This is a genomic window from Mesorhizobium sp. M2A.F.Ca.ET.042.01.1.1 (assembly GCF_003997405.1).
Lineage (GTDB): Bacteria > Pseudomonadota > Alphaproteobacteria > Rhizobiales > Rhizobiaceae > Mesorhizobium.
This window is the reverse complement of sequence record NZ_RZRX01000169.1, coordinates 1-14,300: the sequence shown is the minus strand read 5'-3', so window position 1 is coordinate 14,300 and position 14,300 is coordinate 1. Positions and strand designations below refer to the sequence as shown.

General features: G+C 64.2%; 10 protein-coding genes. 6 read left to right on the top strand and 4 right to left on the bottom strand.

The window, feature by feature from the left end; all coding sequences use genetic code 11:
- Both EOA23_RS22990 and EOA23_RS22985 read right to left on the bottom strand, forming a co-directional pair.
- On the bottom strand, positions 1-1,640 hold a 1,640-nt coding region (locus EOA23_RS22990), incomplete at its 3' end, for a prolyl oligopeptidase family serine peptidase (protein WP_145966463.1).
- A gap of 72 nt (positions 1,641-1,712) precedes the next feature.
- Positions 1,713-2,873, bottom strand: a complete 1,161-nt coding sequence (locus EOA23_RS22985; protein ID WP_127305837.1) for an MFS transporter — start codon at positions 2,871-2,873, stop codon at positions 1,713-1,715.
- Positions 2,874-3,114: 241 nt separating this feature from the next.
- Here EOA23_RS22985 and EOA23_RS22980 point away from each other — a divergent pair, with 241 nt between their 5' ends.
- The 4 genes from EOA23_RS22980 (at position 3,115) to EOA23_RS22965 (ending at position 10,321) form a co-directional block, all read left to right on the top strand.
- Complete coding sequence (locus EOA23_RS22980) at positions 3,115-4,692, top strand: trimethylamine methyltransferase family protein (protein ID WP_127305836.1); 1,578 nt, start codon at positions 3,115-3,117, stop codon at positions 4,690-4,692.
- A 103-nt stretch (positions 4,693-4,795) separates the two neighbouring features.
- Positions 4,796-7,366, top strand: coding sequence for an FAD-dependent oxidoreductase (locus EOA23_RS22975; protein WP_127305835.1), 2,571 nt, complete (start codon positions 4,796-4,798; stop codon positions 7,364-7,366).
- 38 nt (positions 7,367-7,404) lie between these two features.
- Positions 7,405-8,964 carry a glycosyltransferase family 39 protein gene (locus tag EOA23_RS22970; RefSeq protein WP_127305834.1) on the top strand — a complete coding sequence of 520 codons (1,560 nt, stop codon included), beginning with the start codon at positions 7,405-7,407 and terminating at the stop codon, positions 8,962-8,964.
- 16 nt (positions 8,965-8,980) lie between these two features.
- A complete protein-coding gene (locus tag EOA23_RS22965) occupies positions 8,981-10,321 on the top strand; it encodes a Xaa-Pro peptidase family protein (protein WP_127305833.1) in 1,341 nt (446 codons plus the stop codon).
- Here the strand turns inward: EOA23_RS22965 and EOA23_RS22960 are convergent.
- A complete protein-coding gene (locus EOA23_RS22960) occupies positions 10,289-11,128 on the bottom strand; it encodes a PhnD/SsuA/transferrin family substrate-binding protein (RefSeq protein ID WP_127305832.1) in 840 nt (279 codons plus the stop codon). The genes EOA23_RS22965 and EOA23_RS22960 overlap by 33 nt on opposite strands.
- 77 nt (positions 11,129-11,205) lie before the next feature.
- Positions 11,206-12,207, bottom strand: coding sequence for a fatty acid desaturase (locus EOA23_RS22955; RefSeq protein WP_126060291.1), 1,002 nt, complete (start codon positions 12,205-12,207; stop codon positions 11,206-11,208).
- A gap of 249 nt (positions 12,208-12,456) precedes the next feature.
- On the opposite strand from EOA23_RS22955, the gene EOA23_RS22950 reads away from it, so the two are divergent.
- Both EOA23_RS22950 and bmt read left to right on the top strand, forming a co-directional pair.
- Positions 12,457-13,314 (top strand): helix-turn-helix transcriptional regulator, encoded by an 858-nt coding sequence (locus EOA23_RS22950; RefSeq protein WP_126060290.1) that lies wholly within the window; start codon positions 12,457-12,459, stop codon positions 13,312-13,314.
- Positions 13,315-13,480: 166 nt separating this feature from the next.
- On the top strand, positions 13,481-14,300 hold an 820-nt coding region (gene bmt, locus EOA23_RS22945; protein ID WP_127305831.1), incomplete at its 3' end, for a betaine--homocysteine S-methyltransferase.

Genomic DNA, 14,300 nt, shown 5'->3' with positions numbered 1-14,300 from the left:
CCATTGGAGCCGCCCTGGATGCCGAGCTGCGCCGCCGTGGTGATGCCGCGCTTGACGACATCCTCGGCCACCGCGGCGAAATCGTCGAAGGCATTCTGGCGCTTGCCCTTCAGCGCCGCCTGGTGCCAGGCGGGACCGAACTCGCCGCCGCCGCGGATATTGGCCTGGACATAGGCGTTGCCCTTGTCCAGCCAGAGCTTGCCACGGATCCCGGCATAGCCCGGCAGCAGCGGCACTTCGAAGCCGCCATAGCCATAGAGCAGCGCCGGCACCGGCCCCTTCTGGTCGCGGCGCCTGACCACGAAATACGGGATCATCGTACCGTCCTTGGAGCGGGCCTCGAACTGTTCCGAAACATAGGGCGAGGCATCGAAGCGGGCCGGTTGCGACTTCACCGTCGCCAGCGTCTCGCCGTCGTCGTCCGACCAGATGATCGAGCTCGGCGTCAGGAAATCGGTGAAGGAGAAGGAGACGCTGGAGCCGAAATGCTCGGCATGGCTGATGCCGACATTGCCGTTGTCCGGCAGCGCCACCGGCTTGAGCGACCAGCCACTTGCGGTGCGGTCACAGGCGATGACCTTGCCGCGCACATTGTCCATCAGGTTGATGAACAGCCGATCCTGTGTCCGGGCCAGCCCGGCGATCGAAACGCGATGCGCCGGCGCGAGCACGGTCTTGAACGGACCGAACTCGCCCGTGTCGATCCACCGGTCGAAATCGACCGAGTAGAGTCCGTCGGGCAGGCATTGCGTGCCGTCGGGCGCCGTCCAAGGGCTGCGCACGCCGAAGACCAGCTGGCCCTTGAAGATCGCCGTGTCGGTGGCGTCGTCGGGCAGCGGGATGCGCCGGTTCTCGCCGGAATCCAGCCGCAGGAAACTGTGCGAGGTGAAGAAGTCGAGCGTCTTGCCGAGTAGCACATGCCGCTTGTCGCCGTCATACTCGACGCCGCCGCTAACCGCGAGATGCTGTTTCTCGCCTTCGAAGATAGGCGTCGCGTCGTCGAGCTTTGTGCCGCGCCGCCAAAGCTTGATGACGCGCGGATAGCCGGACTGCGTCTTGTCCTCTTCCCCGAAAGCCGCCGAGACGAGCACCGTGTCCTTGTCCAGCCAGGAAAAGCCCGACTTGGATGCCGGAGCCCGAAACCCGTCCTCGACGAAGGATTTGGTCGCGATGTCGAACTCGCGCATCTCGCTGGCGTCGCCGCCGTCCGGCGACATGTAGAGGAGGCAGCGGTTGAAATCCGGATAGAGCCGGCTCGCCCCACCGAACACCCACTTAATGCCCTCTTTCGCCGAGAGCTGGTCGAAGTCGATGATCGTTTCCCACTGCGGCTTCTCGGCCTTGTAGGAAGCGACGGGCGTGCGCCGCCACAGGCCCAGCGCATTGGTCTTGTCCTGCCAGAAATTATAGACGTAACCGGCAAGCGCAGCACCGACCGGCATGTTGTCCTCGGCCGTCATCAGATCGAGCGCGGTCTCGAAGGTCGCCTGATAGGAAGGATCGCCCTGCAGTTCGGCGACCGTCAGCGCATTCTGGCGATGGACCCAGTCCAGCGCTTCCTTGCCGTTGCGATCCTCAAGCCAGAGGAAGGGATCGTCAGCCGTCGCATCTGGCTGGGTTTTGGTCATCGTGCTGGTCATGCGGGTCTCCATCAGGCGCCCCGCCTACATCGCGTTCGCTGCATGGATATTCAAGAGCCGTGGCGAGATCGACTACAAAACCCGCCGGCGCACGACCGTCGCCGCCGCCAGGGCCGCGCAGATCGCGCCGAGCGTGATTGGAAGCCCGGCAGCGCCGATGACATCCATGACACCGCCGGTGAGCGGCGGCACGACGATGCCGCCGAGGCCCCACAACAGCGAGAAGGCGGCGTTGCCGGCGACCAGCGCCGAGCCGGTGAAGCGTTCGCCGAGCTCGATGATCGACATGGTGTAGATGCCGTAGGAAACGGCGCCCCAGATAAAGACGCAGACCCAGATCAGCGGCGTCTCGATCAGCGCCGGCAGAAGCACGCATCCAAGGATGGTCACGGCGACGCAGCCGAAGCGCACCAGGCGCGCCGTCAGCTTTTCGGCGAGCAGGCCGAGCGGCACCTGCATGGCGATGTTGCCGGCGATCATCACCGACAGCAGCGCCGACATGCGCGCCTCGGGAATGTTGTGATGCGTTCCATAGACCGGCAGCAGCGCCAGGATCGCCTGCTCGAAACCGGCGGCGACGACGACCGCGGACAGGAGCAGCCAGGCCAACGGTATGAAACCCAGCACCGAAACCTTCTTCTCCGCCTCCTCGACTTTGGGCAGGCGGCGCACCACCGCGGCGAGGCAGGCGCCGCAGAAGAGGAAGGCGCCGATGCCGACCAGGAAAGGCGGCCAGCCTTCGGTGCCGACGGCAAGCAGGCACAGCGGCCCGGCTGCAAAGCCGGCCGAGATGATGGTGGAATAGATGCCCATGACGCGGCCGCGCCGCGCCGGCGGCGCCAGCGCGATCACCCAGATTTCGCTGAGCACGTAGAGCGGATTGGTCACCACGCCGATCAGGAAGCGCAGCGGGAACCATAGATAGACATTCTGCGTCCAGCCGACCAGCGCCAGCACCAGCGCCGACAGCGCGGCGCAGGTGAGCGCGGTCCGCCCTGCCCCGAAACGGCGCGCCAATGCTGGAATTGGCGGCGAGGAGAGGATGAAGCCGACCGGCGTCATCGCCGCCGACAGCCCGATCATCGCCGGCGAAACGCCTTGCCGCTGCAGGATGAAGCTCAGCAGCGGATAGGAAAGACCCTGTGCGACGGCGAACACCGACACGGTCGCGATCACGCCTGTGATCGCAGCCCATTGCACAGTCTCCCTGCTCTCTGAATCCGCCAGAGCCATCGTTTCCTGATCCAACCCGCTGGAGGCTTAGCTGTTGCGGCCGGTCGCTGTAAGGGCCAACTGGCTGCGAAACCGTATGTTCGAGCCACTCCCTGTCAGGAGCCCCGGCGCTGCCATAAGCCCGCGCATCTTCCCCTTCCGTCATGTCGCTTCCCTCGCCCTAGTGGTCGCCGCCTCCTCACCGGCTGCATGGCCGCCGGTCCATTATGCCGGCCAAATTCGCATTCTCACGAGGCTTCTCATGACCGCCGCCCTTCATCCCGCCGAGCCGGCACCGGCTACCGATCGCGCCCGCCGTGGCGGCCGCGCGGGCAAGCGCGCCGGCGGCGCGGCCGCTTTCGAGCAGCCCGCCTTCCGGCAGTTGAAGAACCCGCTGACGCCGACCAAGTTCGTGTCCGACGACGAGTTGGAATCGATCCACCTCGCCTCGCTGCGCGTGCTGAAGGAGATCGGCGTCGACGTTCTGCACGACGAAGCCCGCCGCATCATGAAGGCGCATGGCGCGGATGTGCGCGAGGGCTCGGAGCGCGTGCGCTTCGAAAGCGACATGATCCTCGAGCTCGTCGCGCACTGCCCCTCGGAATTCACGCTGCACGCCCGCAATCCGGCGCACAATCTGCGCTTCGGCGGCAACAACGTCATCCTGTCGATGATGGCCTCGGCGCCCAACTGCTCCGACCTCGACCGCGGCCGCCGGCCCGGCAACCAGGCCGACTACCGCAACTTCCTGCGCCTTGCGCAGATGCACAACATCTTGAACTGCACCGGCGGCTATCCGGTCGAGCCGATCGACATCCACCCGTCGGTGCGGCACCTGGAGTGCATCCGCGACCTCGCCATGCTGACCGACAAGGTCTTCCACATCTATTCGCTCGGCAAGGAACGCAATGTCGACGGCATCGAGATCACCCGCATCGCCCGTGGCATCAGCCGCGAGCAGCTGATGCAGGAACCCTCGGTCTTCACCATCATCAACACCAATTCGCCGCTGAAGCTCGACGTGCCGATGATGGAAGGCATCATTCAGATGTCGAGCATGGGCCAAGCTGTCATCGTCACGCCGTTCACGCTGTCCGGCGCCATGGCGCCCGTCACCGTCGCCGGAGCGCTGGTGCAGCAGAACGCCGAGGCGCTTTCCGGCATCGCCTTCGCGCAGATGGTCAAGAAAGGCGCGCCGGTCGGCTATGGCGGCTTCACCTCCAATGTGGATATGAAGTCGGGCGCGCCGGCTTTCGGCACGCCCGAATACATGAAGGCGCAGCTCGTCGGCGGCCAGCTCGCCCGCCGTTACAACATCCCCTACCGCACCTCCAACACTTGCGCCGCCAACACGGTCGACGCGCAGGCTGCCTATGAGAGCGTGTTCTCGCTCTGGGGCGCGATCCAGGGCGGCGGCAACCTGATGATGCACGGCGCCGGCTGGCTGGAAGGCGGCCTGCGCTGCTCCTACGAAAAAACCATTCTAGATATCGACCTGTTGCAGATGGTTGCCGAGTTCCTCACCCCGCTCGACCTCTCCGAGGACGCGCTCGGCTTCGACGCCATCCAGTCGGTCGGCCCCGGCGGCCATTTCTTCGGCACCCAGCACACGCAGGAGCGCTACAAGACCGCCTTCTACTCGCCGATCGTTTCCGACTGGCGCAACTTCGAAACCTGGACCGAGGCCGGCTCGCCGACGGCGATGGAACGCACCAACAAGGTGTGGAAGGAGCGCCTTGCCTCCTACGAAGAGCCGTATATGGATCCGGCCATCCGCGAGGAACTCAACGACTTCGTCGAAAAGCGCCGCGCCGAAGGCGGTGCGCCGACGGATTTCTGATTTTCCGTGTCGAGGATGAACAGTCGACCCCCACTCCGTCGAGCTTCGCTTAGCCTCCACACCAATCACTCGATTAAGTCTCTATAAAAACGGACCTATCTTCATGAAATCCCATGTAAAAGCGGTTGTCATCGGCGGCGGCGTCGTCGGCTGCTCGGTGCTCTATCACCTCGCCAAGGCCGGCTGGACCGACATCATGCTGATCGAGCGCTCGGAGCTGACCTCCGGCTCGTCCTGGCATGCGGCGGGCGGCTTCCACACGCTGAACGGCGACCCGAACGTCGCCAAGCTGCAGGCCTATACGGTCCAGCTCTACAAGGAGATCGAGGAGATCTCCGGCCAGTCGTGCTCGCTGCATTTGACCGGCGGCGTGATGATGGCCGACACGCCGGAGCGCATGGACTTCCTGCGGCTGGCCCACGCCAAGGGCCGCTATCTTGGCATGGACACCGAGCTGATCACGCCCTCGGAAGCCAAGGCCATGTTCCCGCTGATGGACGAGAAGAACTTCGTCGGCGCCATGTGGGATCCGGTCGAGGGTCATCTCGATCCGTCCGGCACCACCATCGCCTATTCCAAGGCGGCCAAGAAACTCGGCGCGGAGATCGTGCTGCGCAACCGCGTCGTTGATCTCACGCAGCAGCCGGACGGCACCTGGAACGTCGTCACCGAGCAAGGCACGGTCCACGCCGAGCATGTCGTCAACTGCGGCGGCCTGTGGGCGCGCGAGATCGGCCGCATGGTCGGCGTCGAGCTGCCGGTGCTGGCGATGGAGCATATGTACCTCTTGACTGAGCCGATGCCGGAGGTCGAGGAATTCAACAAGTCGACCGGCCGCGAGATGATCGGCGTGCTCGACTTCAAGGGCGAGATCTACACGCGCCAGGAGCGCAACGGCATCCTGCTCGGCACCTATGAGAAGGCCTGCAAGCCGTGGTCGCCGGTCAACACGCCGTGGGATTTCGGCCATGAACTCTTGCAGCCCGACATCGACCGCATCGCGCCGTCGCTGGAGATCGGCTTCAAGCATTTCCCCGGCATCGAGAAGGCCGGCATCAAGCAGATCATCAACGGTCCCTTCACCTTCGCGCTCGACGGCAACCCGCTGGTCGGCCCGGTGCAGGGCCTGACCAATTTCTGGTGCGCCTGCGCCGTCATGGCCGGCTTCAGCCAGGGCGGCGGCGTCGGCCTGGCGCTCTCCAACTGGATGGTGCATGGTGATCCGGGCTTCGACGTCTGGGGCATGGACGTCGCCCGCTTCGGCGAATGGGCGACGCTGCGCTACACCAACGCCAAGGTGCGCGAGAACTATTCGCGCCGTTTCTCGATCCGCTTCCCGAACGAGGAACTGCCGGCCGCCCGCCCCGCGCAGACGACGCCGCTCTACGACACCATGCTCGCCAACAACGCGGTCATGGGCGATAGCTGGGGTCTGGAAACCCCGCTCTGGTTCGCGCCGAAAGGCACGGAGCCGAAGGACATCGTGTCCTTCCACCGCTCCAACGATTTCGGCCCAATCGGCGAGGAAGTTCGCGCGACGCGCGAGAAGGTCGGTGTCACCGAGATCGCGAACTTCGCCAAATACGAAGTGTCCGGCCCGGGAGCCGAGGATTTCCTCAACCGGCTGATGACGAACCGCATGCCGAAGGTCGGCCGCATCGTGCTGACCCCGATGGTCAACGAGTTCGGCAAGCTGATCGGCGACTTCACCATCGCCAAATCAGGCGAGGACCGGTTCATGATCTGGGGCTCGTCGGCCGCGCAGAAATACCATATGCGCTGGTTCGAGAAGCATCTGCCAAAGGATGGTTCGGTGCGCATCCACCGCTTCGACCAGACGCTGGTGGGTCTCTCCATCGCCGGGCCCAAATCCCGCGACCTCCTGCAGAAGCTGGTCGATGTCGACGTCTCGACCAAGGCCTTCCGCTTCATGGACTTCCGCGAGATGGCGGTCGGCGGCGCGCCCTGCATGGTCAACCGCATCACCTATACCGGCGACCTCGGCTACGAGATCTGGATGGCTCCGGCCTATCAGCGCCTTGTCTACAAGGCGATCAAGGAGGCGGGCGAGGAATTCGGCCTCGTCGATTTCGGAATGCGCGCGCTGCTGTCGATGCGTCTGGAAAAGAACTTCCCGACCTGGTTCCGCGAGCTTCGCCCGATCTACGGTCCCTTCGAAGGCTCGATGGATCGCTTCATCAAGCTGGAGAAGAACGACTTCATCGGCCGCGAGGCGTCGGCCAAGGAGCATGCCGAAGGACCAAAACTGCGGCGCGTCTCCTTCATCGTCGATGCCGTCGACGCCGACGTGATGGGCGACGAGCCGATCTGGGCCAAAGTCAGCAAGGACTATGGCACGGTCGAGAAGCCGCATGGCTACGGCGCGCCGCGCTTCGACGAAACGGGCAAGGAAGTCCGCGGCTCCAAGGCGGCCGAAGGCGCCTCCGCCGTGCGCGGCATCGTTGATGGCGAATGGCGCGTCGTCGGCTGGGTGACGTCGGGCGGCTATGCGCATTACGTCCAGAAGTCTATGGCGCAGGGCTACGTCCCTGCCGCTCTCGCCGAGGACGAAAGCGCCGGCCTGTTCGAGATCGAGATCCTCGGCCACCGTCGTCCGGCCCGCATCAATGTCGAGCCGCCCTTCGACCCGAGCGGCGAGAAGATGCGGACCTGAAGCCCCACGAATTGTTGGATCGCGCCGGTTGCTGTGGCATGGTCGATGCCCCGCTATCGGCGCATCAGCATGAGAAGACCACCCCCTTGCGGCAGCTAGAGAAATGGACCGATTGGCTCTGCGATGGACGGGTCGGTCCATTCAGCGCAGCGATTGCGTCGGTGCTCGTCTACTGCCTGACGCAGATCGTGGCGATGACGCTGTTGTCCCATGTCGTGGGCACCGGCGTCGGCGTCGACGATTCCGAGCAGCTGATGGAGATGCGGTTTTTGGCCGCCGGCTACGGCAGTTCGCAGCCGCCTCTATACACCTGGCTGGCGATGCTTGCGGCCTCTGTGGTCGGAACCAGCGTCCTTGCCCTCAAGATCGTCAAATATGACTTGCTGGCGGCAGGGCTGGCCGCATATTTCACGGCCATACGCCGCCTCGGCTACTCGAACCGCGCCGCTGCCGCCGGCATGTTCGGGCTGCTTCTGTTTCCCCAGATCTTCTGGGAAATGCAGCACGCCCTCACCCACTCGGTCGCCATATTCTGTTTCACTTCCGTGCTGCTTATGGCGCTGGTCGAGGTGGAAAAGCGGCGATCGGCCGTTGCCTACGCGTTTTTGGGCTTGGCGACGGCGGCCGCGATGCTGTCGAAATACAACATCGTCATCTTCCTTGCCGCCCTGTTCCTGGCATCTCTTTCGGTCCGCGAAACGCGTGAGGCGATCTTCGACCGTCGCTTCCTGATCAGCGTGGCGGTCGCGATCCTTGCCTGCCTGCCGACGCTTTATTGGAGCCTCACGCATTTGGACGATCTGTTCTCGCACCAGGGAGGCCTAGGCGTCGCCGAAGGCGGCAGCATCGCGAAAACGGCACTTCTCGGCATCCGCAGATTGGCCAACGCGATCGTCAATTTCGCTGGATTGCCGGTGGCGATCTTTGCCGTCGCCTACGGCCTGGCGATAAGAGAACAGACGGAACCGCCTCAGCCGGTACGGTGGCCGGAAAAACTGTTATGGCGAGCCATCGTCCTTGGCCTTGTGGTCATGGTGACGGTCGTGCTGGCGGCCGGCATCACTCAGTTTCGCGACCGCTGGATGCTGCCCATCTTTATCCTCCTGCCGGCGGCTCTTGCCATGCGCTTCGACGCCATGGGCCAGAGGGGCCACAAGACGCAAGCCACCATCGTTTTCGTCGGCGCTCTTCTTGCCGTCCTTGTGCTGCCGCTGAGCTGGTACATGCATCTGCACGGGGGCGACAGCCGCGGAGGCGTCGTGCGTATGGATTACCGGTCGCTTTACGAGCAGATCAACGCTGACGGACCGGTCAAGACCGTGGTGTCGAGCTGGTTCTGGGTCGGCAACCTGCGCCTGGTCGACGCCGATCTCATCGCGCTCGATGACGAGACACCGGACTTCGCCCGGTCGATCCGCGAGCCGGCGGTGCTTGTCCTGACCGATGACAGGGAATCGTCCTCGGACGTCTTCGAAGAGTTGGCGAGAGCCGGCTATGCGATGGACACTGTCCACCGCACTGTCGAGGTGCCGCAGGCGCTCGGCTTCCCGCCGCGCAAGGTCACGATCACTAGACTGCATAAGAAGATCGCGCCGTAAGGTGGGAGGGGGACGAATGGACACGCAACGCTTCGGCCGCCATCGCAAGATCATGCCCTTCGAACCCGGCTCCGTCGAAGCGTTGCGCGGGGCATCGCGCGACAAGGCGGCCTCGCTCAACCAGCATGTGCTGGGCTATGGCGCGACAGCCGAGGCCGAATGGGCGGCTGCAGGCGCTGCCGCTCCAAACCTGGTTGCCATGCGGAGCTACCGGCTCGGGCGCATCCGCGCCGAGCTGAAGCGCCGCGACTATGCCGGCGCCCTGCTCTACGATCCGGTCAACATCCGCTACGCGACGGACTCGACCAACATGCAGCTCTGGGTCGCGCACAACCCGACGCGCCACTGTTTCGTCGCCACCGAAGGCCCGGTGGTGCTGTTCGACTATTTCTCCTGCGAGCACCTGTCGGACCATTCGGGCGTCGTCGACGAGGTGCGGCCGGCGGTATCGTGGATGTATCTCTACAGCGGCGAATTGACCGATGATAAGGTCCGCCGCTGGGGCGGCGGCATCGCCGAACTCGTTGCCGACCATGGCGGCGGCAATCGCCGCATCGCCGTCGACCACATCAATCCCGAAGGCGTCCAGGAGCTCGCCCGCCGCGGCATCGCGATCGGCAATGGCGAGGCGGTGATGGAGAATGCGCGTCTCATCAAATCGCCGGACGAGATCCTCGCCATGCGCCGTGCCATCGTCGCCTGTGAGGCGGCGATGGGCGAGATGGAAGCGGCATTGAAGCCTGGTATTTCCGAGAACGAATTGTGGGCGGAGCTGCATCGCGGCAACATCGCGCGCGGCGGCGAATGGATCGAGACGCGGCTTCTGTCGTCCGGTCCGCGCACCAATCCCTGGTTCCAGGAATGCTCCTCGCGCATAATCGAGAATGGCGACCTCGTCGCCTTCGACACCGACATGATCGGTCCCCATGGCTTCTGCGCCGATCTATCGCGCACATGGCTCTGCGGCGACAGGCTGCCGTCGAACGAGCAGCGGGATCTGTTCCGCATCGCCGTCGACCAGATCGCCCACAACACGGATCTGATGCGGCCGGGCATCTCCTTCCGCGATCTCGTCGAGCGCTCGGCGGTGCCGCCGGACGATTGCTACCCCACGCGCTACGGCGTGCTCTATCACGGCGTCGGCCTGGCGGACGAATATCCGACGCTGCCGCACCCCGGCGATTGGACCACCGACACGCCGGACGGCGTGCTCGAGCCCGGCATGGTGCTCTGCGTCGAAAGCTATATCGGCAGGCTTGGCGGGCACGAAGGCGTCAAGATCGAGGAACAGATCCTGATCACCGAGACCGGCAACGAGAAGCTGTCAGCCTACAAGCTGGACGAACGGCTGCTCTGACGCGCCGCCTTCGATCGCCGCGACGGCCTCGCGCATCGCGGCGATGATCGGGGCCGGGGTGGTCCTGGCGGTGATATAGGGCAGGCCCTTGCGCCGCGCCGTCCAGCCGACGACCTTGACATCCCGCGCGGCCGGCTCGAAGCGCTGCGCCAGCGCCCAGCTTTCGCAGTCGATCGCCGCGATATCGCCCCTGCCCTCGGCGATGGCCACGATCGACGACCGGTGGCCGCCACTCTCGCCGCGCGAGGCGAAGATATCCAAGCTTTCGCCCATCGCCTCCAGGTCGCGCGTCAGCGCGATCAGCCCGGACATCGAATCGGGAGTGTTGAAGATGAAGCGCTTGCCGCGCAGAAGATCGAGCGGGATGACGGCCTTGCCGTCCTGCGGCGAGGCAACCGACGAACCGCCATCCGCGGCCATCACCAGCGCGCTGGAATAAAGTTCGCCCTGGCCGCCCTCGAACGCATCGTAGTTCGGCTGCGCGATCACCTGCACATGCCGGGCAAGGCCGAATTCCATCGGCCCCCAGCAGGTTTGCCCGAACAGAAGCGCCGGGCTCAGCCAGAGCTGGTGGAAATCGAACTCGTCCGGGGGCAGCGTCGCCGGGTCCGGCGCGATCACCTCACCGGCGGCGCCTAGGATCCCCCCAGGCACCGGCGGCAGATCACCATTGCGGCGCACGATCGTTTCCGGCGCGTCGATGCCCCTTTGCCGGAAGGCGTCACGCAGCCGCGCCCATTGCTCATCGACCTCGCCCCGCGCTTCGGGCCAGTCATACATCGGCAGGGCCGCAACGGACTTGCTCATGTCGAACAGCTTTCAAGGATAGGCGATCTTCGGCGCCTGCGTTCCGCCGCGAAAAAAGCGGGCGCGGAAAGTCGAGATTACTCTTTCGGCGGCTCGGCCGGAACCGGCGCCGTGCCAAGCCCGCTCACATTGCGTGCCCTGACGCGCGGCTTGAAGGCGCGGCCCGGCTCCGGCGTGCGGCGCAGCACCGGATGGACGACCGGCTCCTTGGCCTTGAAAGCGTGGGCCTTGAGCATCGCGAAATAGTTCGGATAGGCATAACCGTTGTTCATCCGCAGCCACTCTTCGCGGCGCTCGCGAAACAGCTTTGGCAACCTATACCAGGCAATGGTCGGGCTCTTGTGATGAATGAAATGCAGATTGTTGTTCAGGAACAGGAAGGAGAGCGGCGAACGCTCGACGATCACTGTGCGCCCTTCCGGATGCTCCGACCACTGATGCTCGGCATAAGTGCGGATCGAGATCAGCGACTGGCCTAACCACACCGGCACCAGGATATAGAGCCAGAGCGGAATGCCGAAGCCAAACGTAACGATCGGCACCACAACCGCGAGACCGATGGCATGCAGCAGCCAAGCCTTCCGGATCACCTTGTCGCCGGCAAGGATCTGCTTGGCGTCGTCGATGAAGAAGCCGACCGAGGACAGCAACGGTCCGAGAATGAAGCGGCCGACCATCGTGTTGTTGATCTTGAGCAGAAGCTTCATTGTCGGCGGCAGTTCCTCGTGCATCCAGAGCGCCTGGTAATAGCTCTCCGGATCGTCGAGCGGATCGGTCAGCCGCTCGTCCGCGTGATGACGAAGGTGGATGGTCTTGAAGCGGCGGAACGGCCAGACCATGCCGATCGGCAAAAAGACGAAGGCTTCATTGATCCTGGCGTTGCGGGTCGGATGGCCGTGCGACACCTCATGCATCAGCGAGGATTGCAGAGCCAGGATAAAGGGCAGGATAGCAAGCGCCAAAAGCGGATAAGATGGCCGCAGCAGGAAGCCTATTGCGAACCACGCACCGTAGCAGAAGAGAATGAGGCAGACTGTCGGCCATTCGATTGCCGGTGCGTTGCTGCGTCTCTTGTTCATGCCGGTATTCGTGCTTGCCATGCTATCGACCACTGCCTTCCAGTCGCCGGAACCAACCCGATTCCTGACAGCATTGTGTCAGGAGCCTATCGTTGCCGCAACGCGACAAAGCGCACAAACTGTTGCGAGTGCGCATTTTCAGCCGCATATGTTATACATTGTAAACAAATATGGGGGTTCATTTCCGCCTGAGCCACGTTCAAAACGCTCCCGGCGCAAATTTTTCCTCCCCGAAGCAGGAGCAGCGTGATGGACAAGCGCGATCTGTCGACTCTCTTCCGGGAGCGGTTGAAAATGCTCTTGACACGATCCGACCTCAACCAGTCGGCCTTCGCGGCTGCGGTCGGTATCGACCGCTCGGCATTGTCGCAGCTCCTGTCAGGCGCCTCGACCCGCCTGCCCCGTGCCGAGACGCTTCTCAACATCGCGGCCGAGTTCAAAGTGTCGCTCGACTGGCTGCTGGGCCTCTCCCAGGACGAGGGTGTCACCGGCGAGATTAGAGAGAGCCTGGAGATCGAGGAGGCGCCGGACGGTTTTGACCGCACCCTGCTCGCCAAGTGGCACGCCGAGGCGGCAGGCACGAAAATCCGCTACGTGCCGGCAGGCATCCCTGACCTTCTGCGCACGGAGGCGCTGATCGAATATGAGGCCGGCATCACCAACAAGAGCCGCGAGGCGCAGGCCGGCGAAACGCAATACCGCATCGATTATACAAGGCGGCCGGAGACCGACATGGAGGTCTGCATGCCGCGCCACACGCTGGAGATCTTCGCGCGCGGCCTCGGCGTCTGGGATCGTTTTCCCGAAGCCGACCGTCGTGCCCAGTTGCTGCACATGGCGGCCCTGCTCGACGACCTTTACCCGACCTTCCGGCTGTTCCTCTATGACGGACGCATGCGCTATTCGATCCCTTACACGATCTTCGGCCCCTACCGCGCCGCGATCTATGTCGGCGACATGTATCTGGTGTTGAACGCGACCCAGCCCATCCGCACCCTCACCAGCCATTTCGACAATCTGATCCGCGCCGCCGACATCAATGCGCATGAGGCGGCGAGCTTCGCGCAGAAGCTGGCCGCGACGTCTTTCCCGTCAGGCTCGGTCTGAGCGCTTGCCTGCCCGGTCGACCACCAGCCAACCAATGGTGGGGCCTGCATCGAAATCGAGGCCGAGATCAATCCGGCCTATAAGGTCTTCTCGGCCGCAAACGCGTTGACTGGACATAAAGACTTCTTTATATCGTTATTTGAATTCGAACACGAAAGTCAAAGCCATGACCGCGACCAACCCGATTGACGCCCTGCTTGCCGAAAAGGGTGTGCTTCTGGCCGACGGCGCCACCGGCACCAATCTGTTCGCGATGGGCTTGCCGGCCGGCGAGGCGCCCGAGCTGCTCAACGAGACGGCGCCCGAGACCATTGCCAGCCTGCATCAGAATTTCGTCGATGCCGGCGCCGACATCATCCTGACCAACTCCTTCGGCGGCACCCGCCACCGGCTCAAGCTGCATCATGCGCAGGACCGCGTGCACGAGTTGAACAAGCGCGCCGCCGAGATCGCGCGATCCGTCGCCGACAAGGCCGGCCGCAAGGTGATCGTCGCCGGCTCCGTCGGCCCGACCGGCGAGTTGCTGGTGCCGCTCGGCGCCCTGACCTATGACGATGCCGTTGACGCCTTCGCCGAGCAGATCGAGGGTCTCAAGGCCGGCGGCGCCGAGGTCGCCTGGATCGAGACCATGTCGGCGCCCGACGAGATCCGCGCCGCGGCCGAAGCCGCCATCCGCGTCGGCCTGCCCTATACCTATACCGGGTCCTTCGACACGGCCGGCCGCACCATGATGGGCCTGCTGCCGAAGGACATCCACGCTGTCGCCGACGGCCTGTCGCAGGCCCCGCTCGGTGTCGGAGCCAATTGCGGCGTCGGCGCTTCCGATATCCTCGCCTCGCTGCTCGACATGACCGAGGCGAAGCCGGAGGCGACCGTGATCGTCAAGGGCAATTGCGGCATTCCGGAATTCCGCGGCAGTGAAATCCACTATTCCGGCACGCCGGAGCTGATGTCCGATTATGTGCGGCTGGCGGTCGATGCCGGCG

What these genes read in the sequence shown, in the direction of transcription:
- EOA23_RS22985 (WP_127305837.1), bottom strand. Translation starts at nt 2,873, where the DNA reads ATGGCTCTGGCGGATTCAGAGAGCAGGGAGACTGTGCAATGGGCTGCG.
- EOA23_RS22980 (WP_127305836.1), top strand. Translation starts at nt 3,115, where the DNA reads ATGACCGCCGCCCTTCATCCCGCCGAGCCGGCACCGGCTACCGATCGC.
- EOA23_RS22975 (WP_127305835.1), top strand. Translation starts at nt 4,796, where the DNA reads ATGAAATCCCATGTAAAAGCGGTTGTCATCGGCGGCGGCGTCGTCGGC.
- EOA23_RS22970 (WP_127305834.1), top strand. Translation starts at nt 7,405, where the DNA reads ATGGTCGATGCCCCGCTATCGGCGCATCAGCATGAGAAGACCACCCCC.
- EOA23_RS22965 (WP_127305833.1), top strand. Translation starts at nt 8,981, where the DNA reads ATGGACACGCAACGCTTCGGCCGCCATCGCAAGATCATGCCCTTCGAA.
- EOA23_RS22960 (WP_127305832.1), bottom strand. Translation starts at nt 11,128, where the DNA reads ATGAGCAAGTCCGTTGCGGCCCTGCCGATGTATGACTGGCCCGAAGCG.
- EOA23_RS22955 (WP_126060291.1), bottom strand. Translation starts at nt 12,207, where the DNA reads ATGAACAAGAGACGCAGCAACGCACCGGCAATCGAATGGCCGACAGTC.
- EOA23_RS22950 (WP_126060290.1), top strand. Translation starts at nt 12,457, where the DNA reads ATGGACAAGCGCGATCTGTCGACTCTCTTCCGGGAGCGGTTGAAAATG.